This is a genomic window from Pseudomonas sp. UW4 (genome assembly GCF_000316175.1).
Taxonomy (GTDB): Bacteria; Pseudomonadota; Gammaproteobacteria; order Pseudomonadales; family Pseudomonadaceae; genus Aquipseudomonas; species Aquipseudomonas laurylsulfatiphila.
In genome coordinates this window covers 1,046,443-1,068,597 of sequence record NC_019670.1, presented here as the reverse complement: position 1 = coordinate 1,068,597, position 22,155 = coordinate 1,046,443, and the positions used below count along the sequence as shown (strand labels likewise).

Sequence of the window (22,155 nt, the reverse complement as noted above, 5' to 3'; positions counted from 1 at the left end):
TTACTCGGAAGTGGTCAGGGCATGGGGCATGCCCGGACGTTCAGTGGATTCAGTGTTGTCGGCGACGGTAGCGGAGCCCGGCTGCGGGGCCCGTTCGCGCAGCAGGAAATACGACAGGGCCGGAATCAGGATCAGCGCGCCGAGCATGTTCCACAGGAACATGAAGGTCAGCAGGATGCCCATGTCGGCCTGGAACTTGATCGGCGACCAGACCCAGCACACCACGCCGGCGGCGAGGGTGATGCCCACCAGGCCGACCACCCGGCCGGTAAAGGACACGGCGTTGCGGTAGGCCTGGGACAGCGGCAAGCCCTGGCGCTGGAAGTGCAGTTGCACGCTGAGCAGGTACAGGGCGTAGTCCACGCCGATGCCGACACCGAGGGCGATCACCGGCAGGGTCGCGACTTTCACGCCGATGCCCATGGCCACCATCAAGGCTTCACAGAGGATCGAGGTCAGCACCAGGGGCAACAGCGCCACCAGCGTGGCCCGCCAGCTGCGGAAGGTGATCAGGCAGAACAGCGTCACCGCCGCGTACACGTACAGCAGCATGGTGCGATTGGCCTCGCGCACCACGATGTTGGTCGCCGCTTCGATACCGGCGCTGCCGGCGGCCAGCAGGAACTGGCGATCCTCGGTGCTGTTTTCTTTGGCGAATTTGTCGGCGATGGCGACCACCGCATCCAGGGTTTCGGCCTTGTGATCCTTGAGGAAAGCGATCACCGGCATCAGCGAGCACTCGGTGTTGAACAGCTCCGGGGAGTTGACCGAGGCTTGCTGCGCGGCGTAGTTGAGCACGTCCTGGTTGCGCTGGATGCTGTTGAGCTTGGGGTTCCCTTCGTAGGTGCCGGCGGTGATCTGCCGTACTGCGTTGACCAAGGACGCGGTGGCCTGCACGCCCGGATACTGTTGCAGCTCCCAGGCCAGGCGGTCGGCGAGCACCAGGGTCTTGTAGTTCAGACAGCCTTCCGGCGCGGTCTTGATCATCACCGCGAACAGGTCGCTGGACAGCGCGTAATGCTGGGTGATGTAGGCGTTGTCGCGGTTGTAGCGCGAGTCGGCGCGCAACTCCGGCGCACCGCTTTCCAGGTCGCCGATCTTCAGGTTGAGGCTGACCACGTAGCCGCCAATGCCCATCAGCACCGCGACCAGCACGGCGCCTGTGGCCCACTTGGCGGTGGTGAAGCGGTCGAGCGCGTCCCACAACCGGCCGAAGCCTTTGTGCTTTTCGGCACGGGTGTCGATTTTCAGCGCGCGCTCGGCGGCCTTGGCGCCAACTCCGATATAGGACAGCGCCACCGGCATCAGCAGCAGCGAGGTGAAAATCAGCACCGCGACACCGATGCTGGCGGTGATCGCCAGGTCCTGGATCACCGGGATGTCGATCAGCATCAGCACCGCAAAGCCCACGGCATCGGCCAGCAATGCGGTGACGCCGGCAATGAACAGGCGGCGGAAGGTGTAGCGCGCAGCGATCAGCTTGTGGGTGCCACGGGCGATGTCCTGCATGATGCCGTTCATCTTCTGCGCGGCGTGGGACACGCCGATGGCGAAGATCAAAAACGGCACCAGCACCGAGTACGGATCGATGGCGTAACCGAGCCAGGCGACGATGCCCAATTGCCAGACCACCGCGACCAGCGAGCAGCCGACCACCAGCAAGGTGCTGCGCACGCAACGGGTGTAGGCGTAGATGATGGCCAGTGAAGTGACGACGGCCAGACCGAAGAACATCATCACCTGGATCAGGCCGTCGATCAGGTCGCCCATGAGTTTGGCGAAGCCGATCACCCGGACCTTGTAATGGCCGGTACCCTCTACCCCGGATTTACGCGCAGCGCTGTCGCCGGCGTATTCGATCTTGTCGCGCAACTGCTCTTCGAGCATCTGCGAGAAAGCGTGGTAGTTGATGCGCTGGCCACCGGCGGCGGCTTTATCCAGCAGCGGCACGATCAGCATGGTCGACTTGAAGTCGCTGGCCACCAGGCTGCCGACAATGCCGGCGCGGGAAATGTTCTGGCGCAGCTGTTCGATCTGTTCAGGCTGCCCTGAATAGGTGTCGGGCATCACCGGGCCACCCTGGAAACCATCCTCGGTGACTTCGGTCCAGCGCACCGCCGGACTCCACAGCGACTTCATCCAGGCGCGGTCGACGCCTTCGGTGAGGAACAACTGGTCGTTGACCTGCTTGAGTACGTCGAGGTATTCGGGATCGAAAATATCGCCCTGGGTGTTCTCCACCACCACCCGCACCGAGTTGCCCAACCCGCGCAAGGAAGCGCGGTTTTCCAGGAAGTTCTGGATGTACGGCTGGCTCTGCGGAATCATCTTTTCGAAGCTGGGACGCAGCTCCAGGCGCGTCGCCGCCATGTAGCCGAGCACCACGGTGGCCAGGGCCATCAGCAGCATGAACAGCGGACGGAAGTTGAACACCAGGCGTTCCAGGCGGTTGCCGGAGCGGTGGTCGAAATCACGCAGATCGCGGATCACCGGCATGGCGTCTTGTTTGATGTTGCCCATGTCTGGGTTCTCGCTCTTAGGGTTCGAGGGCTGGATCGGCGGACAGCGTCCGGGCACCACGGTTTCCCGCCAGCATCAGTGCGCCGTCGGTGGACTGGGCAGCGCCGGCGACCGGTGTCGGTGCCGGTTGCCGCACCAGATGCATCTGCGCGCCCGTCCCCTGGCTGACCAGCATCTGCCCGCCCTGGGTGAACAAGCGATAATTGCCACGGGCATCGATCAGGCCCGCGGTGATGCTGACGTGCAGGCCGCTGTCCAGCGCAGTCCAGCTCTGGCCGCCATCGGTGCTGCGCAGCACGTTGCCGCGCAGGCCGTAGACCAGCACTTCGCCAGGCTTGCCGAGCACGCCGAAGAAGCTGCCCTGATACGGCGTCGGCACGGCATTGAAGCGTTGGGCGCTGTCGTCCCACTTGAGCAACAGGCCTTGCTCGCCGGCGATGTACAACGCATCGCCAGTGGAGGCGATGGCGTTGAGGTGGAAGCCCTGCGGGTTGTCGGTGCGGTCCTGGAAGGGCGTCCAGGTCTGGCCGCCGTCGTCGGTGCGCAGGATCAGGTTGAACACGCCGACCACATAGCCGGTTTTTTCGTTGGCGAACCAGACGTCGAGCAGCGGTTTGTCCGCGCCCTGATCGGCTAGTCGTTGGCCTTCCATAGCCAACTGGGGCCATTGCTCGTTGCCCGGCTCGGCCTTGGCCAGCGCCGAGTAATGCTTGATCAGCAATTCGCCGATCTGGCGACCGTCGAGTTGCTTCTTCCAGGTCGCGCCGGCGTCGCTGCTGTGCAGCACCACGCCGTCATTGCCCACCGCCCAGCCTTGGGTGGCGGTCGGAAAATTCACCGCAGTGAGGTCGGCACTGGCCGGTACGACGGCCTGTTGCCAGTGGTTTCCCGAATCATCGGAAAACAGAATATGGCCACGCTGGCCGACGGTAATCACGCGCCCGCCGGCGCGGGTCATGCCGGACAACGGGCTGTTGATCGCCAAGGCACTGACCCTGGCGGGCAGGTCCAGCACATCGACGTAATCGGCCGCCTGGGTGACGCCCTGCGACAGGCCGAGCACAACGCCGAACGCCAAACGCACAATATTATTTTTATACGAACACATGCTGCGTCCTCTTCGGAAAACCGCGTCGAGCAGGTCATGTGGGAGCGAGCCTGCTCGCGATGGACGTTAACGATGACGCGTGCTTTCTGGATGCCCGCGTCGCCCTCTGGTCCATCGCGAGCAGGCTCGCTCCCACAATGGATCGTGGCTTAGCGAATACCGGCGCCGGCCAGGGATTCCGAAGACCATTGGGCCTTGGAGAGCGGCTCGATGTACTTGATGCCGCCGTAAGGGCCGACCACACCGTTGATGTTGTAGGAACCGCCGACCAGGTCGTAGATCATGAAGGGCGTGGAATCCGGAACCTGCTTGTCATAGCTCTGGCTCAGGAAGGCGAAGGAACCGCGATACAGCTGACCACGGGCGTCATATTGATCCGAGGCCAGAGCGGTCCAGCTGTCTTCGTCGAGGTAGAAGCGGCGCTTGGCGTAGATGTGACGGGCACCGGCCTTGAGGTTGCCTTCGACGACCCACACGCGGTGTTTTTCCCAGCGCACGAAGTCAGGCGACAGGTGATTGGCAGTGGTCAGCGACTTCGGATCCTGGACGTAGGTCAGCTTGTAGGTGTTGTAGGGCACGATCATTTCCTGCTTGCCCACCAGCTTCCAGTCGTAGCGGTCCAGCGCACCGTTGAACACGAACACGTCATCGTAGGTGCCCGCGCCGGCGGTACCCGGGTTAGGCGTGTCGTACGCCAGGCTCGGCGCCAGTTTCACCCGACGCTGGCCCGGCAAGTACTGCCAGGCACGACGCGGCTGCTGCAACGGGTTGGCGGCGTCCTTGAGCATGATCGCCTCGCCGGCACGGCGCGCAGGGCCGGTGTACGCCAGCTTCATCTGGTAGTAAACGTCGGCGCTGCTGATCGGCTGCGAGAGGTTTTCATAGATCGGGTAGGAGATGTTCGCTTGCCCGGTGGTCGCCAGGCTCGCCACGCCAGCCGAGTCGACGTTCCAGGAGTCGTACTTGGAGCTGATGCTGACGCCCTGGTAGCGCAACAGGAAGTTCCACATCGCTTCGTTGCCCGACTGCGGAATCGGGAACGGAATGCCCGGCAGCACGTTGTCGATGGCCAGGCCCCCTTCCAGGGACTTGGCGCCGCTGGCGTTCTTCACGCCGTTATCCAGAATGGCCTGGGGCAGCGAAACGGTGCGGTGCGTCGGGAACACGTCGACACGGAACGTCGGGAAACGCTTGGCCAGTTCCACCGTGGTTGCCGTGAGCTGGCCCTTGTATTGATCGACGTTCTTGCCGTCGATCACCAACAGCGGCTTTTCGCTGGCGAAAGGATCCGGGCGCATGCTGTCGCCGGCTTTGAAGCTGGCCGGCGCGGTGGTCAGGCCACCGTTGTAGGCGGGGATGGAGCCATCGGCGTTCCCGGCTTTTTCAGCCCCTACTTGTGTAAGGCTGGTACCCAGTTTGGCAGCTTCCTGAGTTGAAACAGCAGCCTGTGCCTGGGCGGCGAAGACCATGGCCAGCGAAGCGGCCAACACGGTTTGAACAAATTTCATCTTGTTATTCTCCTGCTTGCTTTGAGCAAATCAGTGGTGAATCAGAATGTTGTTTTCATCGTCAGGTACAGGGCGCCACGGTCCTCGGTCGTGGCACCACCGCCGGAGAAGGACGAGTAGCCGCCGGCGTAGCAGGCGTAGTTTTCGTTGCCGCTGAAGGCGTTCGGGGTGGAGCCGTCACCGCCCTTCGAGCCGGTGCTCACGCCGCTGACGTTGCACTTGTCGGTCTGGCCGAAGGAGTCCACGTACTTCAGGTCGATAAAGTATTTGTTGTACACAATGGCGCCGACGCCCACGGCATAGTTGCCGGTGTCCTTGGCCCCGCCACCGGAGACCGGCGACACACCGTCGAGACCGACGTTGACGGACATTGGTGCGTTGAGGTCGACACCGGGGAACACCTGGTACCAGGTCGGTGTGAAGTTGACTGCCAGGCCCCAGTTGTCACGGGTCGGCGCGTCGATGCCGCGATAGCTGTCCTTGCCCTTGTAGAGCGCCTCGTTCTTGCTATCGAGCTTGAGCAGGTTGCTGTAGTACAGCTCGGCCAGCACGGTTGCCTGATCGAACACCGGGGTTTTCGGCAGGGTCATCAGACCGTTGAGTGTCCAGTGCAGGGTGTCGCCTGTGGCGCTCATACTGTCGCCACGGCTCGGGGTGTCGTAGACCACACCGGTGGCGTCCGTACGTGCAGGCAGCAGACCCAGACCTTGACCCAGGCCCAGCGGGCTGCGGGTACTGACGATCGCCGGGATACTGGCCAGCGGCATGTTGTGGCGAACGTTCAGGTCCGAACCGACGCTGATCCCGCCGACATCCTTGGACAGGCTCAGGCCAAGGATCTTGATGTTGTCGGCATAGGCCAGTTGATAGGTGGCGGTGTCCAGCGAATTGAGGGTGTTGATCACCGCCGGGACCTGCCCTGCCGGGCGGGTGCCGTTCGGGTTGGCCGAGGTAATGCCCCTGGCGTCCAGATAGGCTTGCGGCAGGATTTCCGAGGTTTCGCGGTAGTAAACGCCGAGGGTGCCATCCAGCCACGCCGGCGACCACTTGGCCATGACGCCCCAGTCGCCGCTGTCATGCGGTGTCAGGTCCTTGCCGCGACGCACATTGGTCAAGGCGTTGCACGGCGCCAGGCCACAACCCAGCGGGCTGCCCGGTACCACGGCGTTGGTGTTGCCCAACAGGAACGATTGCGCGCCGAAGCCGACCAGGTCGGAACCACCGTAATAGGTGCCCGCTTCCGGCAAGCGCGCGGCATCCCAATTGAGGAAGTACTGGGCACCCACGGTCAGCTCGGGATTGACGGTGAACGTCATCGACAGCTGGTTACGCGGAACGAACAGTTCCTTGGCTTCGGTACCCGGCGACGCGGCAAGCTTGGCCAGGTCGAGGCCGGACTGGCCATAGCTGACCGAGTGCACCGGGTTGAGAATGGTCTCGCCCCAGAACACGTTGTGCTGACCGGCCTTGGCGCTGAACATCGACTCCTCGCCCACTTCGGTGCTGTAGAACACGAAGGCATCGAGGATTTCGCCCGAAGGACCGCTGTAGTAGCGCTGGGCATAGTTGCTCAGGTGCGGGCTGCCGTTGCCGACGTTGTCACGGGTGACCCCGGCCAGGCGCGGGTCGTTGGCAATCAGGCCCGAACGCGCATCGTTGCCGTTGACGAACGGGTTGGAATTGGAGCCGGTGTTGTCATAGGCCTTGTCGTACCAGCTGGCGGCGCTGACGCGAAAACCCATGGCGTTCTTGTAGACCACGTCCATTTCGGTCAACAGGTCGATACGGTTGGTGATGTTGGTGCCGGCCTTGCGGAAGTTGTAGTCGCCGTCGTTGTTGTTCGGCGTTCCCAACATGCGTTTGTCGGCGCTTTCGGTGCGCACGCCATAGTTATACTTGATGGTGTTATCCACGCGTACGTTCCAGTCCGGATTCCCCGTCTCGATTTCGGCCCCATGGGCCACCGGTACGGTTGCCGCGAGAATGGCCGAGGCCAGCAAGGTGCAGCGTGGAGCGGTGAAGCCGTGACTCTTGTTGTTGTGCATTGCGTTGTCTCCGCCTTTTTGTATTTGTTTTTAGCGCAGCCGCCCTCACGCAAGCCTCTTCGGGTTTGCGTTTAAGGAATGAGGGCAAATGCCGGTGGCGTACTGCCAGTCCAGCTCCTTGTACTAGCGGTCCAGCTCCAGGATGAGTGCTTCGGCTTGCGGCCAGTGGCCAAATCCTGCGGCCGGATTGAGGTGACCGACATCGCCCAGATTGAGCAATTCGGCGCCCCAGCCTTCTGCCATGCGGGTGACCGCAGGCAGCGTGGCAAGGTGATCGTTGGTGCTGCCGGCCACGATGCTGCGAAATGGCAGCGGACCTTGTGGCAGTGGATTCCAGCCCTGGCTGCGCAGGGTTTCGGAGGATGGATAGTTTGCCGGCCAGACCGCATCGAGGTCCGGTGGCGCGGCCAGCAAAGCGCCCTTGATCGGACGGCTGTAATGCGCAGCCCAGTGCGCGACCATCAGTACGCCGGCACTGTGGGCCACCAGAATCACCGGCCCGTCGATCTGCTCGAGTTCGTGCTGGATGGCCCGCACGCGAGCCATGCAATCGAGCTTGTCGGTCTCCAGCGGCGGGACGCTACGCACGTTGCTCAGCCTGGCTTGCAGCAACGTTTGCCAATGTTCGGCCACGTGCTCGCGCAGACCTGGAACAATCAGAACGGTGGCGGCAGTTTGCAGTTTGTCCACGGTGAACACCTTCGCTTTCTCGATAACTCGACTGGCTGTTTGCGCCAGGGGCTTTTTGTAGGCTCGACATTAAAGAGCGCCCACCCGAAGCGCTTTACATTGGACGTCAGGCACTTTTCTTTTGATGACAAATTGTCCGACACTCAGACGCGTGACCGTCGGTCTAAAAAACCCAGCAGGTTGGCGCAAGGTCACTGTAATCAACGGATGAGCGCTGATGGCTCCCTGCAGCGTAGAAGATGGGTGAGCGCACAGCATGAAAACCATCGACGACATGACAACTGTTCAACTGTTGATACGCTGGATATAGTCGCCACGCTCACGCCAATCGCCATCGGCACAGGGAAGCCCCTCGCATGACCAAGCTTGTTCGCGCCGCCGTCTTGACCAACTACCTTGAGGTCACCCAGTACCTGGGTTTCAACCCGCGCGACGTGCTGGCCGCTGTCGGCCTGAGCAGGGCCCAACTGCAAGCCCCTGAACACCGCATCCAGATCGATGCCGCCGTACGCCTGCTGGAAGACTCCGCTACCGCCAGCGGTTGCCAGACCTTCGGCCTGAGCATGGCCGAGTCGCGCCAGCTCTCGGACTTCGGCGTGGTCAGCCTGCTGCTCAGCCACCAGCGCACCCTGCGCGATGCCTTGCAGGTCGTGGTGGATTACCGACACCTGATGAACGATTCGCTGGCCATCTTCATCGAAGAGGCCGGCAAGATGGTGATCATTCGCGAAGAGGTGGTCACCGAAACGCCCATGCCCAGCCGCCAGGCCACGGAGCTGGCCATCGGCGTGATGTTCCGGCTGTGCTCGGCCCTGCTGGGCAGTCACTGGCACCCCTACAGCGTCAACTTCATGCACCAGGCACCGGACAACCTGCACCTGCACCGCCGGCTGTTTGGTTGCAAACTGGAGTTCGGCAGCGAATTCAACGGCATCGTCTGCCCCGACATCAGCCTCGACATGACCAACCCCAACGCCGACCCGGCCATGGCCCGCTACGCCCAGAGCTACCTCGACTCGCTGCAGGGCCACGAAGGCACCTCGATGCTGTTCGAAGTACGCAAGGCGATCTACCTGCTACTGCCCATGGGGCGCGCCACCATCGAACAGGTCGCCCAGAGCCAGGGCATGAACGTGCGCACCCTGCAACGCCGCCTCAAGGACGACGGCTGCGCCTTCAACGACGTGATCAACGATGTGCGCCGTGATCTGGTGCTGCGTTACCTGGACAACCCGAACTACTCGCTGAGCCGCATTGCCGACATGCTTGGGTATTCGATGGCGAGCTCGTTTACGCGGTGGTTTATCAGTCAGTTCGGGATGCCGCCGGCTTCATGGCGTGCGCAAAAACAATCCACAGCAAAACCTGGCGCAGGCCCGAAAGAATCCTGAGTCGAGCACACACATGTAGGAGCCGGCTTGCCGGCGATGGACTCAAGAGCGCCGCGTTCATCCAGTTCACCCGCGTTATCGTTAACGACCATCGCTGGCAGGCCAGCTCCCACAAGGGACCATGCTCACGCTGAACCTGTAGGAGCCAGCCTGCTGGCGATGGACTCCAGTGCGCCGCGTTCATCCAGTTCACACGCGTCATCGTTAACGACCATCGCAGGCAAGCCAGCTCCCACAAGGGACCGCACCCACGCTAAAACTGTAGGAGCCAGCCTGCTGGCGATGGACTCCAGTGCGCCGCGTTTATCCGGTTCACACGCGCTATCGTTGACGACCATCGCTGGCAAGCCAGCTCCCACAAGGGACCGCGCCCACGCTGAAACTGTAGGAGCCAGCCTGCTGGCGATGGACTCCAGCGCGCCGCGTTCATCCAGTTCACCCGCGTTATCGTTGACGACCATCGCTGGCAGGCCAGCTCCTACAGGGGGACCGCGTTTATCCAGCACATAAGCGCTATCGTTAACGCCCATCGCAGGCAAGCCAGCACCTACAAGCGACCGCGTCCGAGTCCAAACCGGTGAAAGCAAAAAAAACGGCGACTGCTGGTACAGTCGCCGCGAAAGACCGGTGTTTGTGACACCGATCGAGAGCCCCACGGCATGAGGAGTCAACGCCGTGTGGCCCTGCCATAAAACCTGTGGGTGATGAGGCGTTCAGAACCCCCAGCGCAGCAGCAACAACACCAGCACGACCAGGAACACCGTCTCCCCCACCATCAACAGGATCGGCTTGATCCCGACTGCTGCCAGCTCACGCAAGCGGGTCTTCATGCCCAGGGCACTGATGGAAATCACCAGGCACCAGCGCGACAGTTCGTTGACCGTGCCTTGCACCGCAGGCGCGATCCATCCGGTGCTGTTGATGCAGGCCAGGATCAGAAAGCCGACGGCGAACCACGGCAACAGCGGCGGGCGTTTGCCGGTCGGGTCGGCGCCCTGCATGCGGGTGATCATCGCGGCGGTGACGATCACCGGCAGCAGCATGGCAACGCGCATCAGCTTGACTACCGTGGCCGTGTCGCCGGTCTCGGTCGACATGCTGTAGCCGGCGCCGACCACTTGGGCCACGTCGTGGATCGTGGCGCCGAGGAACACGCCCGCCACCTGCGGCGATAACTCTAGCCAGTTGGCGATCATCGGGTAGACGATCATCGCCAGGGTCGACAGCGCCGAGACGCCGATGACGGTAAACAGTGTGGCCCGCTCTTTCTGCGGATGGTTCGGCAGCGCCGCTGCCAGTGCCAGGGCCGCCGAGGCGCCGCAGATGGCGGTCGCGCCGCCGGTGAGCATGCCGAACAGGCGTTGGAAACCCAGGGCCTTGGCGGCAATCACAGAGACGCTGATGGTCACCACCACCAGGATCACCACCAGCGCGATCGGCTTCCAGCCCAGCGCGGCCATTTGCTCCAGGGTGATGCGCATACCCAGCAGCGCCACGCCAATGCGCAGCACGGTGCGGGCGGTGAACTCGATACCGGCCTTGCACGGACCGTCATCGGCGAGAAAATTCAGGGCCATGCCCAACAGCAAGGCGAACAACATGACTGGTGCACCGTAGTGCTCGGACAGGAACGACGCGGCGGCCGCCACGATCAGGCTGACGATAAACCCCGGTGCCAGTTCGCGCGTGCGACTGTGGATGCGGGTGAGAGCAATGGCGCTCATGGCGCGGCCTCCTCGGAAACAATGACGATAAACGCCTGGCCGTCGATGATCTCGACCGGGTAGTTGGTGACTTTGACTTGCCTGGAGTTGAGCAAGTAGCCGCTGTGCAAATCGAAGCGCAGACCATGGGCGCAGCATTGAATCACCCGGCCCTCAAGACGCCCGCCACACAGCGAAGCGCCCTGATGCGGGCAGCTGTCGTCGATGGCAAACAGCTGCCCGTCGACGTTGAACAACGCCAGGCTTTTGTCCTCGAATTCGAACAGCGCCCGGCCACCGGCCTGCGGGTGTTTGCCGGCCGGCACGGGAATGCGTCGGGTCATGCTGGCTGCCGCTCGCGATCACTTTCCTTGAGGGCCTCGTTCATGGCCCCGAGCAACGCCTGAGCAGGTTGTGCACCGATCACCGTCATGCGGTTGTCGAACTTGAAGCTCGGCACGCCACTGGTCGCGCCGGGAGATCCTTCGAACGGCGTGGCATCGCCCTTCAGGCAATCGAGCAGCCCGTGCGCATCAACGCCGCAGGAGCGGGCAATGGCCAGCAAGGTCTCGCGGCAACCGAGGTTTTCGCGTCTCAGGAAATAAGCGGCGAACAGTCGTTCGAGCAACATTTCACGCTGACTGGCATTGCCCAGTTCGCTGACACGCTCGAACAAACGATGGGCGTCTGCGGTGTTGGGCATCGTCTCGATACGGCTGAGGTCGATGGCCAGGCCAACCGCACTGGCAGCTTGCTGTACCTGCTTCTGGCGCATGGTCATGGCGTCGGCATTGCCCAGGCGTTTGCGGTAGAAATCGGCGAAGGGTTCACCCTCTACCGGTATCTGAGGCAACAACTGCACGCCATGCCACACGGTGGTGATCTGCACGTCCGGGTGACGACTGCGAAACTGCACCTGCGCATGCTCCAGTTGACGTTTGCCGATCAGGCACCAGGGGCAGATAAAATCGAAAAACACATCAATACGTAAACGACGACTCACAACTTCACCTCTAAACCCGCTTCACCGACAGGGTCAGGCACGCTCTGACCCTGAAGCCGGGCAATATCTTTGTGGTAGTGACACTTGGCATAAAAGAACACCGCTGCCGCCGCGAGGCTGACCAGTGGCACCAGTTGAAACGCGGCATGCAGGCCGATGAGGTCGGACACCCGGCCGGTGATGAACGGCCCCGGTGCCAGCCCCAGCATGTTGTTGGCCAGGGTCAGTGTGGCGAACGCCGTACCGTGCACCGAGTAATGGGTCAGGTTGGCAACCATCGCACCGGCGGGGCCGGTGGTGCCTGTGGCAATCGCCATGCCCAGGCAGATCAGCAGCAGTTGCACTGGCCCTGCCTGCAAGGCAAACGCCGCCGACAACAGCAGGCAACTGCCCAGGCAGAAGCCGATGGCCAGGCTGACCTTGCGCTCCGGCGAGTTGCGACACAGGCGATCGCTGAGCATGCCGCACAGGATCATGCCCGCACCGCTGCACAACACGATGACCGCCGCCATGCCGCCGGCCTTGTCGGTGGGCATGTCGTAGTAGCGGTTGAGGTAGCTGGGAATCCACACCATCACCGTGCCGCCGACGAACAACTGCAAGCCGCTGGCGATATAGGTCGACACCACCGAACGGCTGGACCACAGCGTGCGCAGCGGACGCTTGACCGCCGCAGCCGTCTTGTTCGCAATCTGCGCGGCACGCTGTGGCGCAATGCGCGCTTCCTTGACGATGAGCGGATAAATCATCGCCAGCACCAGGCCAAACAACGACATGCCGGCGAACGACCAGCGCCAGCCCAGCTTGGCGGCAATCGCACCACCCAACGCCATGCCCAACACCGAACCGAACATGCCGCCTGCCATGAAGGCACTGGCCAGGGTGGCCCGCATGTGTTTGGGGAACACCGAAATCACCACCGCAATGCCCACGCTGCCGTAGGCGGCTTCGCCGACACCGACCATGAACCGTGCGATGAACATCTGCTGGTAGTCTTGCGCCAACGCGCAACCCAGGGTTGCCACGCTCCACAGGAACGCCATCAGCGCCAGGCTCTTGACCCGGCCGAAACGGTCCGCCATCAACGACAGGGGAAACGTCAGCAGGCCGACCATCAGGGCGACGATGCCGCTGAGCAGACCCAGCTGTCCGTCGCTCAACGCCCACTCAGTCTTGAGCAGGGGGAATACCGCGTTCAGTACCTGACGCGACATGTAATCGGAAATCAACAGGCCGAACGTCAAGGCAAAGACGATCCAGGCATATTGGCGCGCAACGCCGACTCCGCTGGAGTCGTCATCGTCAGCGGCTATTGGGTGAAAGGCCATGCAGCCTCCTCAAGAGCTTTGTTTTATTTTTGTTATCAAGCGTGTAACGGTCAGGCGGACGAGAGGCCACGGCCTCTCATCCCGACCCTCGGTCAACCGCGTTGCGGTACACCTTTTTGCCCAGCCTTGCGGTTGGGGGCCATGCCGTTGGCCAACAGGGTTTCTTCGATGGTTTCGTACTGCACGCCGATGCGGTAGATCTCGCGGGCTTCTTTGCCGGTGGCGATTTCGCGGCCCAACTCATGAGCGATGCGCACGGTCTGCCGGATCTGTGCCACCGAGCCGAAACGATCGCCCTTGTGATCAATGATAGTGTCTTCATTGCCCACGCGCGGGTGCATGCCCATGGCCATCGACATGGTGTTGAACGGCATGACGTTCTTGAGCAGCGATTCGGAGGTCAGGGTGCAACCGTCCGGCGCGCGGTGGATGAAGTTGAAGAAGTTGAACGGGTTCGGGCCGTCGAAGCCGCCGCCGATGCCGATCCAGGTCAGGTTCAGCGGGCCCTTGTAGATACCCCTGCGCACCAGGCGCTCGAGGGTTTCCATGGCGTGCATGCCGGTCAACTGGAAGTGCGGCTGGATGCCGTTCTCCGTCAGGCGCTTGAGGTGCTCGGCAACCCAGGCCGGACCTGCCGGTACGGTCATTTCGCTGTAGGCGGCCTGGAACATCGGGTTGGCCAGTGAGGTGCCTTCCAGGTACTCCGGATACAGCAGCTCCATGATGTTCATCTGGGTGGTGTTGATCGCCACGGTGACCTGATCCGGCTTGGGGGTCAGCTCGGCCAGCATGTGGCGAGTGTCGTCCGACAGCCACTTGGCCGCTTCGCCATCGCTTTCCGGGGCGAAGGAAATCGAACCGCCGACCTGGATGATCATGTCCGGCACGGCTTCACGCACACCGGCAATGAGCTCGTTGAATTTCGACAGGCGCTTGGAGCCCTTGCCGTCCAGTTCACGCACGTGCAAGTGCAGAACCGTGGCGCCGGCTTCATAGCATTCGACCGCTTTCTGGACTTGCTCGTCCATGGTCAGCGGGATGTCTTCCGGGAAGTCTTCCGGCATCCACTCCGGGCCGTACGGGGCCACGGTGATGACTACCTTTTCCATGTTTTCCGGGTGCAGCGAATCGTCGAAGAATTGCATGGTCTACTCCAGTTCTTATGATTGTCCCGCCCACCCGGGGTCGAGCCGGGTTGGCGTGTTTACGAGTGCGAATGTGCGAGTGCGATGCCGGTGGCGTTCGATCAGAACGTCTTGTCGCCGATGATCCCGGCACGTTCCATCTTGCGATGGCAGGGCGGGTAATCCATGACGGCGTAATGCTGGGTACTGCGGTTGTCCCAGATGGCGATGCTGTTCGGCTTCCAGCGCCAGCGCACCTGATACTCGGGGATGTACGCCTGACTGATCAGGTAGCGCAGCAACTCGCCGGCGCCGGGGTTGGCGTCCTGGCCGAAGCGCACCCGCTCAGGGGTGTGGTAGTTGCTGAAGTGGGTGGTGAAGGCGTTGACGAACAGCACCTTCTCGCCGGTTTCCGGATGGGTGCGCACCACCGGGTGTTCGGCGTCCGGGTACATCGCCTTGAGCGCCAGGCGTTTTTCAATCGGCATCGCCGCACCGAAGCTCGCTTCGATGCTGTGGCGGGCACGCAGGTCGGCGATCTTGACCTTTACGTCCTCCGGCAAGTTCGCATAGGCCTGGACCATGTTGGTCCACATGGTGTCGCCGCCCACTGGCGGGCATTCCACGCAACGCAGCACGCAGCCCATCGGTGGTGCTTCGCGCCAGGTGGCGTCGGTGTGCCAGGCGTTTTCATAGCGGTCCATCGGCTGGTCCGGATTCTTGTAGATCCGCACCAGTCCCGGATGATCCGGATCACTGCCGGCCACCGGATGATCTTCCAGCTCGCCGAAGCGTCGGGCGAAGGCCACGTGCTCGGCGCGGGTGATGTCCTGATCGCGCAGGAACACCACGCGGTGCTTGAGCAACTGGGCACGAATCTCGGCAAACAGACCGTCGTCATGCACCGCGTCGGCCAGGTTGACGCCGATCAGTTCGGCGCCAATGCTGCAGGTCAATTGTTCGACTTTCATGGCTGGCCGCTCCTTAAACGACGAAAATCGAAGAGCCGGTCGTCTTGCGCGATTCAAGGTCGCGATGGGCCTGCACCGCGTCCTGCAAGGCGTAGTGCTGGTTGATCTCGATCTTGATCCGGCCGCTGCCGACGTGGTCGAACAACTCGCCAGCCAGGGCGGCTTTTTCGGCCGGGTCGCTGATGTAGTTGGCCAGGGCAGGACGGGTCAGGTACAGCGAACCTTTCATCGCCAGCATCACCGGGTCGAACGCCGGGATCGGTCCGGATGCGGTACCCACGCAGACCATCAGGCCACGGGGTTTCAACGAATCCAGCGACCCCATGAAGGTGTTCTTGCCAACACTGTCGAACACCACGTTGACGCCCACACCGTCGGTCAGTTCGCGAACGCGAGCGGCGACGTCTTCATGGCTGTAATTGATCGTATGGTCACAACCGTGAGCCCGGGCAATTTCCGCCTTTTGCTCGGTCGAAACCGTGCCGATCACGTTCAGGCCCAGCAACTTGGCCCATTGCGAAACGATCAGGCCGACACCACCGGCAGCGGCGTGCAGCAGGATGCTGTCGCCGGCCTTGAAGTCGTAGATGCGGCGCATCAGGTACGAAGACGTCAGGCCGCGCATGGTCATCGCAGCAGCGGTTTCGAAGCTGATGGTTTCCGGCAGCTTGATCAGCGGTGCGGCCGGGATCAGGCGCTCGGTGCTGTAGGCGCCGAGGGTATTGAGAAAACCGGTGTAGGTGACGCGGTCGCCGACCTCGACGTTGGTGACCCCTTCACCAACGGCCTGGACCACGCCGGAAGCCTCGACGCCCATGCCATTGGGCATAGGAATCGGATAGGTACCGTTACGGAAATAGGTGTCGGCGTAGTTCAAGCCAACCGCCACATGACGCAGACGAACCTGGCCTGGACCGGGTTCGCCGACTTCGACGTCCTCGTAACGTAGAACTTCGGGACCACCGGTTTCATAAAAGCGTACGGCTTTGGCCATTTTTCTTATTCTCCAATCTGCAATATGGGCGTGTTGCATCGAATTGCGCTGATTGGACTGTAGGACGCGGCCTGTTGTGACGCTTCTCATCAGGCGACAATGGCTTTTCATTTCATGACAGGTAGGGCCGCTCCCTCCTTGCCGTCGCTCGGCTGGTCCCCGGTTTTTTCGCCAGCGGCCGGTGCTTGCGGGTTGCTGAATCCGGCCTTGGCGTTTTCGGCTTTGCTCTTGTGGATATCGCAGCCCTCCAACTCGCTGACCTGGGTGCAACCGGATTGCTCAAGCTGTTTGCGGTACTTGTCGTTGATGGCGTGGGCCGGGGATTGGGCTAACAGCAAAATGGCCAGGGTTGGCAGGAGGGTTTTGTTCATTTCACGCTGCTCGAGGGGCTGGGGAGACATGGGTAATTATAGTGGATCAGCCATCGCGCAAAATTGGTGGCTGCAAAAGCAGCCACCAAACTTGGCTATTGAAGCGTTTTTATTACTTCACCAAAACCGTCTCTGAGAATTTTACGGACTTTCCTTCCGCACCTTCACCGGACTTATTAATATTTTCAGCCGATTCAGTTACTCTCGAATCGGGCCGCAGGCTTGCCACATATGTATTGCGTAAGGTTTTAAGCGTATTGGCATCCAACTTTGCATCTTTGACATAAGAATCAATCCCTTTTATGATCAAATCCTTACTTTCGCAAGAACTATTGATCGCAAGGTCCTTATTAGCGCCGGCTAACACCAGATTATCTGCCATTTTGGCAAGAATCAGATTTGAGTCCACTACGAGCTTTTCTTTCTCCGAGCTCGACAACTTCGAAAACTTCGGCAACTCCAACGAGCTCGACAGTGTGGTTTTTTCAAACGCCACGATTAACTTTTCGTAACCCTGTCTAGCAGACTTGAATTCCTCAAACATTTTATTTGCCAGCGCAACGTGTTGATCGTCACTGAGAGTTACACGTCCTCCTGACGAAGATCCATTAACATTTGATATCCCCATAAAACTCATCACCTTTGAGAAATTTAAAATTACGCCTTCACCACTATTAAAATAGCCAGACAACTTAAACCTATGGCACCACACAATATTCATCTGTAAAAAAACGCTCATTTCTTTACATCATTCATCTTCTGATTCAGGCATACCCTTCCCCAAACAGCATGTAATGCTTAACAGGCAACAGAAACCATCTGCGGTATCATCGCCCGCCTGTGCGCCAAGAGCCTTGACCCCGGATGTCCGTACCCTTGCAATTACCTGAACATCAAACCTCATTGCCACCGGTCCTCGCCGGCCCGCTGCTGCGGCGGCTGGAGCCAACGCGCCTGGTGTTATGGCTGGTGGGGTCTCGCGCACTGGAGTTGACCCTGCGCTTGCAGGGCCGCGCCGACATCCGACTGGATACCGGGCAATGCACGGTCATTGCGATAGGCAGCCATACCTTCGTGCATTTGATTGATGTGTCGCTGGACGCCGCTCTGCCCTGTGACGAACGTATCGAATACGACCTGCTGCTGGAAGACGGCAAAGGTATCGCCGAATGGGCGCCGCACCTGCTGTATGGCGATGCAGGTTGCCCGAACTTCGTCCTGCGTTCTCGCATCGATCAACTGCTCCATGGCTCCTGCCGCAAGCCTCATCACCCGGCGGCAGACGGCTTGCTCTGCGTCGACCGGTTGCTGGCGCAGGAACATGCAGCCAAGGACCGCCCGGCACTGCTGATGATGACCGGCGATCAGGTCTACGCCGACGATGTCGCGGGGCCGATGTTGCGGGCGATTCACGCCTTGATCGAGCGCCTGGGCCTGTTCGGCGAACACCTCGAAGGCGCCGTGGTCAGCGACAGCGCCAGGCTCTACGAACATCCGGCCAGTTACTACCACCGTGCGGATCTGCTGCCGGCGCTGCAAAGCAATGAAACCCTGCGCGAGCGTTTCTTCGGTGGCGCACGCAAGCCGATCTTCACCAGCAGCAGTGCCGACAATCACCTGGTGACCTTCGCCGAAGTCATGGCCATGTACTTGCTGGTCTGGTCGCCCGTGCCCTGGACCCTGATCGCCCCCCAGGCACCGACGCTGACACCGGAGCGGCTCAAGCGCTACGCCCTTGAACAGACACGCATCGATGTCTTCACGGCCAGCCTTGGCAAGGTCGCGCGGGCACTGGCGCATCTGCCGACGCTGATGATTTTCGACGACCACGACATCACCGATGACTGGAACCTGTCCGCGCAATGGGAGGAAACGGCCTACGGCCATCCGTTCTCTCGACGCATCATCGGCAACGCGCTGCTGGCATACATGCTGTGCCAGGGCTGGGGCAACAACCCGGATGCCTTCGCGGCCCTGCTGCACAAGGCCGGTGCGTTGAGCGCCAGCACACAGGAGCGCCACCTCGACAGCAGGGTTCAGGACGACCTGATCGATGACCTGCTGAAATTCCAGCACTGGCATTACGTGCTGCCGACCACCCCCGCCATGGTGGTGATCGACACCCGCACCCGGCGCTGGCGCAGCGAAATGAACCTCAAGCAGCCTTCCGGCCTGCTCGACTGGGAAGCCCTGAGCGAACTGCAACAGGAACTGCTGGACCACCCGAGCGCGATCATCGTTTCACCGGCGCCGATCTTCGGCGTCAAACTGATTGAAACCGTGCAGCGGGTCTTCAGCTGGTGCGGTTATCCACTGCTGGTGGACGCGGAAAACTGGATGGCCCACCGCGGCGCAGCCCAAGTGATCCTGAACATATTCCGCCACTCGCGCACGCCGGGTAACTACGTGGTGCTGTCGGGCGATGTGCACTACTCCTTCGTCTACGAAGTGCTGATCCGCCACCGCAAGGCCGGGCCACGCATCTGGCAGATCACCAGCAGCGGCATCAAGAATGAATTTCCCCCGACCCTGCTCGAATGGTTCGACCGCCTCAACCGCTGGCTGTACTCGCCACGCTCGCCACTGAACTGGCTGACCAAACGTCGACGCATGCGCATCGTGCCGCATGTCCCGGAACACGCCGAAGCCGGAGAGCGGCTGTGGAACTCGGCGGGCATCGGGCAGGTGTTCTTTAATGAAAAAGGTCAGCCGCAGGACATTTTTCAACACAACGCCAATGGCTCGCCAAAGACACGAATGGTTGCGCCGGAGGGTGAGGACTAAAGGTATAACCCCTGTGGGAGCGAGCTTGCTCGCGATGGTGGCGTATCAGTCGACATCGATGTTGGCTTTGAGTCCGTCATCGCGAGCAAGCTCGCTCCCACAGTGATCCTCGTCAGGCACATAGGTAGAGGCAACTCGGCATGAACCTCACCCGCACCCTGATCATCGGCAACTCCGGCTCCGGCAAGAGCTGGCTGGCGCAGCGGCTGGCCGAGCAATTGCGTGAGCCCTGGACCGATCTCGACCGGATTCACTGGCTGTCCGACGAACACAGCATCCCCCGCCCCCGCGCCGAAGCATTGACCATGGCGCGGATCGCAGCCGACGAGCAGCGCTGGGTGATCGAAGGGGTTTACGGCTGGATCGCCAGCGAAATCCTTCACCGCGCCACGGCCTTGATCTGGCTATGTGTCGATGACAAGGAATGCGTCGCCAACATTCACCAACGGGAAACGCAGGATGACGAACGGTTGGTGGCAATGCTGGAGTGGGCGGGCAGCTATCACAAACGTGATGATTCAAGTGGATTCGCTGCGCACCAGCGCCTTTTCGCTGGGTTTTGCGGCGAGAAAATCCGATTGGCGGATCGGAAGAAAATCGCAGCGCTGATTCATCACCTGTAGGTTTGCGCAACTGTGGTCGCACACAAACCTAATGGATGGCATGTAACTCAGAATGGAATTACATCTGTCACGGAAACGTCTTGAGGAACATTCGGCTGATACTCGATACAGACGTGGCTGCACTTTCCACGTAACAACCACTCGTAGGTATCGCCTTGCTAACATGTACTCATTTCTGTACGTTCTCTGCATCAAGCGAGGACAATCACATGGAAACCATCAACTACACCAACGCTCGGGCACACCTGGCGCAAACCATGGACCGGGTGAATGAAGATCGCGCCCCGCTACTGGTAACCCGTCAGAAAGGCGAGCCGGTAGTGATGATGTCATTGGCCGAATACAACGCTCTCGAAGAGACAGCCTATCTGCTGCGCTCCCCCGCCAACGCTGAACGCCTGATCAAATCAATCGGTAACCTGCGAGCCGGCGAAACCAAAACCAGGCAACTGATTGAAGAATGAATATCGAGTTCACTCCGGAAGCCTGGGACGATTATCTCTGGTTCCAGCAGAACGATAAGGCTGGGCTCAAACGTATCAACCTGTTGATCAAGGCTATCCAGCGTGAGCCCTTCGACGGTCTGGGGAAACCCGAACCGCTCAAGCATAACTTGAGCGGATTCTGGTCACGCCGGATTACGGCTGAACATCGTCTGGTCTACGCCGTTGAAGACGGCGAAATACGCGTCGTGATGTGCAGATACCATTACTGAGCAGAACTTCAGCCCTCCTTCACCACACCACTCACCCCCCTGACAATCATCTCCACCTCCCGCTCATCCAGAGTCAACGGCGGTAACAGGCGAATGGTTTTGCCCCGCGTGACGTTGATCAGCAAGCCATGATCCCGCGCAGCGATCAGGCTCAGGTCGCGGATCGGTTGCTTGAGTTCGATGCCGATCATCAGCCCCTGACCACGGATCGCCATCACGTTCGGGTTGCCCGCCAACTCGGTGCGCAATCTGTCGAGCAGCCGCGCGCCCTGAAGCCGGGCGTTTTCCAGCAGCCCTTGTTCTTCAACGATATCCAGCACGGTGCAACCGACCCGGCAGGCCAACGGATTACCGCCGAAGGTGCTGCCGTGGCTGCCCGGTGTGAACAGGTCGGCCGCTTTGCCACGGGCCAGGCAAGCGCCGATGGGCACGCCGTTGCCCAGGCCTTTGGCCAGGGTCATGACGTCCGGAACGATGCCTTCGTGCTGGAAGGCGAACCACTGGCCGGTGCGGCCGATGCCGGTCTGGATTTCATCGAGTATCAACAGCCACGAGCGCCGGTTGCACAGTTCGCGCACGGCCTTGAGATACCCCGGTGGCGCCAGTTGCACGCCGCTTTCGCCCTGGATCGGCTCCATCAGTACCGCCACGATCCGCGATCCGTAAGCCTGTTGCACCTTGTCCAGCGCATCGAGGTCGCCAAACGGCACTTTGACGAAATCCCCCGGCAGCTGATTGAACCCCAGGCGCACCGCCGGGCCGTCGCTGGCCGACAAGGTGCCCAGGGTGCGGCCATGGAACGCGTTCTCCATGACCACCACCAGCGGCTGTTCGATACCTTTGTGCCAGCCATGCAGCCGGGCGATTTTCAGTGCGGTTTCGTTGGCTTCGGCCCCGGAGTTGTTGAAAAAAGCCCGGTCCATGCCCGCCAGCCGTGTCAATTTCTGCGCCAGCCGTTGTTGCCAGTCGATGCTGTAGAGGTTCGAGGTGTGCAGCAGTAACCCGGCCTGTTCAACGATGGCTGCGACGATTTTCGGGTGGGAGTGGCCGACGTTGGTCACCGCCACACCGGCGACTGCATCCAGGTATTCGCGACCGGTCTGATCCCACAGGCGAGTGCCCAGCCCCTTGTCAAAACTCAAGGCCAGGGGTTGGTAAGTGCTCATCAGGCAGGCGGCGGTCATGACGTCAAGCTCCAGCAAGGGTCGGTGTTTTTGCAGTATGGTTAGCCACCTGAGCTGGATAAACGCTGTAAAACTTCAATCATTTAAAAGCTG

Annotated in this window: 20 protein-coding genes; 5 read left to right on the top strand and 15 right to left on the bottom strand. The window is 61.1% G+C overall.

Annotated features, from left to right (window positions below; genetic code table 11):
• The 5 genes from PPUTUW4_RS04625 to PPUTUW4_RS04605 all read right to left on the bottom strand — a co-directional run bounded on the left by PPUTUW4_RS04625 (nucleotide 1) and on the right by PPUTUW4_RS04605 (nucleotide 7,871).
• Complete coding sequence (locus PPUTUW4_RS04625) at nucleotides 1-2,520, bottom strand: MMPL family transporter (protein ID WP_015093606.1); 2,520 nt, start codon at nucleotides 2,518-2,520, stop codon at nucleotides 1-3.
• A gap of 16 nt (nucleotides 2,521-2,536) precedes the next feature.
• The gene (locus PPUTUW4_RS04620; protein WP_015093605.1) at nucleotides 2,537-3,628 is read right to left on the bottom strand and encodes a YCF48-related protein; all 1,092 of its coding nucleotides are present in this window, start codon (nucleotides 3,626-3,628) and stop codon (nucleotides 2,537-2,539) included.
• A 149-nt stretch (nucleotides 3,629-3,777) separates the two neighbouring features.
• Nucleotides 3,778-5,136 carry a DUF1329 domain-containing protein gene (locus PPUTUW4_RS04615; protein WP_015093604.1) on the bottom strand — a complete coding sequence of 453 codons (1,359 nt, stop codon included), beginning with the start codon at nucleotides 5,134-5,136 and terminating at the stop codon, nucleotides 3,778-3,780.
• A 41-nt stretch (nucleotides 5,137-5,177) separates the two neighbouring features.
• On the bottom strand, nucleotides 5,178-7,181 hold the full coding sequence (locus PPUTUW4_RS04610; protein ID WP_015093603.1) for a DUF1302 domain-containing protein: 2,004 nt from the start codon (nucleotides 7,179-7,181) through the stop codon (nucleotides 5,178-5,180).
• Nucleotides 7,182-7,304: 123 nt separating this feature from the next.
• Nucleotides 7,305-7,871, bottom strand: a complete 567-nt coding sequence (locus tag PPUTUW4_RS04605; protein ID WP_015093602.1) for an alpha/beta hydrolase — start codon at nucleotides 7,869-7,871, stop codon at nucleotides 7,305-7,307.
• A gap of 356 nt (nucleotides 7,872-8,227) precedes the next feature.
• On the opposite strand from PPUTUW4_RS04605, the gene PPUTUW4_RS04600 reads away from it, so the two are divergent.
• Nucleotides 8,228-9,262, top strand: coding sequence for an AraC family transcriptional regulator (locus PPUTUW4_RS04600; protein ID WP_015093601.1), 1,035 nt, complete (start codon nucleotides 8,228-8,230; stop codon nucleotides 9,260-9,262).
• A gap of 713 nt (nucleotides 9,263-9,975) precedes the next feature.
• Here PPUTUW4_RS04600 and PPUTUW4_RS04590 read toward each other — a convergent pair.
• The 9 genes from PPUTUW4_RS04590 to PPUTUW4_RS04550 form a co-directional block, all read right to left on the bottom strand.
• Nucleotides 9,976-10,986 carry a putative sulfate exporter family transporter gene (locus PPUTUW4_RS04590; RefSeq protein ID WP_015093599.1) on the bottom strand — a complete coding sequence of 337 codons (1,011 nt, stop codon included), beginning with the start codon at nucleotides 10,984-10,986 and terminating at the stop codon, nucleotides 9,976-9,978.
• Complete coding sequence (locus PPUTUW4_RS04585; RefSeq protein WP_015093598.1) at nucleotides 10,983-11,309, bottom strand: Rieske 2Fe-2S domain-containing protein; 327 nt, start codon at nucleotides 11,307-11,309, stop codon at nucleotides 10,983-10,985. The genes PPUTUW4_RS04590 and PPUTUW4_RS04585 overlap by 4 nt, the downstream gene beginning before the upstream one ends.
• On the bottom strand, nucleotides 11,306-11,968 hold the full coding sequence (locus PPUTUW4_RS04580; protein WP_015093597.1) for a DsbA family oxidoreductase: 663 nt from the start codon (nucleotides 11,966-11,968) through the stop codon (nucleotides 11,306-11,308). Before PPUTUW4_RS04580 ends, PPUTUW4_RS04585 begins: the two co-directional genes overlap by 4 nt.
• A complete protein-coding gene (locus PPUTUW4_RS04575) occupies nucleotides 11,965-13,296 on the bottom strand; it encodes an MFS transporter (RefSeq protein WP_015093596.1) in 1,332 nt (443 codons plus the stop codon). The genes PPUTUW4_RS04580 and PPUTUW4_RS04575 overlap by 4 nt, the downstream gene beginning before the upstream one ends.
• Before the next feature lie 92 nt (nucleotides 13,297-13,388).
• Nucleotides 13,389-14,441, bottom strand: coding sequence for a 3-keto-5-aminohexanoate cleavage protein (locus PPUTUW4_RS04570; protein ID WP_008001201.1), 1,053 nt, complete (start codon nucleotides 14,439-14,441; stop codon nucleotides 13,389-13,391).
• 101 nt (nucleotides 14,442-14,542) lie between these two features.
• Entirely contained in the window at nucleotides 14,543-15,391 is an 849-nt protein-coding gene (locus tag PPUTUW4_RS04565) for a TauD/TfdA family dioxygenase (RefSeq protein ID WP_007979208.1), read from the bottom strand.
• Nucleotides 15,392-15,404: 13 nt separating this feature from the next.
• Entirely contained in the window at nucleotides 15,405-16,385 is a 981-nt protein-coding gene (locus PPUTUW4_RS04560) for a quinone oxidoreductase (RefSeq protein WP_015093595.1), read from the bottom strand.
• Nucleotides 16,386-16,492: 107 nt separating this feature from the next.
• Nucleotides 16,493-16,756: a hypothetical protein gene (locus PPUTUW4_RS04555; protein ID WP_015093594.1), complete on the bottom strand. Its 264-nt coding sequence runs from the start codon at nucleotides 16,754-16,756 to the stop codon at nucleotides 16,493-16,495.
• Nucleotides 16,757-16,868: 112 nt separating this feature from the next.
• The gene (locus PPUTUW4_RS04550; RefSeq protein ID WP_041474784.1) at nucleotides 16,869-17,495 is read right to left on the bottom strand and encodes a hypothetical protein; all 627 of its coding nucleotides are present in this window, start codon (nucleotides 17,493-17,495) and stop codon (nucleotides 16,869-16,871) included.
• Between the two features lie 125 nt (nucleotides 17,496-17,620).
• Here PPUTUW4_RS04550 and PPUTUW4_RS04545 point away from each other — a divergent pair, with 125 nt between their 5' ends.
• The 4 genes from PPUTUW4_RS04545 (at nucleotide 17,621) to PPUTUW4_RS04530 (ending at nucleotide 20,878) form a co-directional block, all read left to right on the top strand.
• Nucleotides 17,621-19,540 (top strand): alkaline phosphatase D family protein, encoded by a 1,920-nt coding sequence (locus tag PPUTUW4_RS04545; RefSeq protein WP_015093592.1) that lies wholly within the window; start codon nucleotides 17,621-17,623, stop codon nucleotides 19,538-19,540.
• A gap of 140 nt (nucleotides 19,541-19,680) precedes the next feature.
• Nucleotides 19,681-20,163, top strand: a complete 483-nt coding sequence (locus tag PPUTUW4_RS04540) for a hypothetical protein (RefSeq protein WP_015093591.1) — start codon at nucleotides 19,681-19,683, stop codon at nucleotides 20,161-20,163.
• Nucleotides 20,164-20,372: 209 nt separating this feature from the next.
• Nucleotides 20,373-20,627, top strand: a complete 255-nt coding sequence (locus tag PPUTUW4_RS04535; RefSeq protein ID WP_015093590.1) for a type II toxin-antitoxin system prevent-host-death family antitoxin — start codon at nucleotides 20,373-20,375, stop codon at nucleotides 20,625-20,627.
• A complete protein-coding gene (locus tag PPUTUW4_RS04530; RefSeq protein ID WP_015093589.1) occupies nucleotides 20,624-20,878 on the top strand; it encodes a Txe/YoeB family addiction module toxin in 255 nt (84 codons plus the stop codon). Before PPUTUW4_RS04535 ends, PPUTUW4_RS04530 begins: the two co-directional genes overlap by 4 nt.
• 8 nt (nucleotides 20,879-20,886) lie before the next feature.
• Here the strand turns inward: PPUTUW4_RS04530 and PPUTUW4_RS04525 are convergent, their stop codons facing one another.
• Nucleotides 20,887-22,062, bottom strand: coding sequence for an aspartate aminotransferase family protein (locus tag PPUTUW4_RS04525; RefSeq protein ID WP_015093588.1), 1,176 nt, complete (start codon nucleotides 22,060-22,062; stop codon nucleotides 20,887-20,889).
• Nucleotides 22,063-22,155 lie beyond the last annotated feature (93 nt).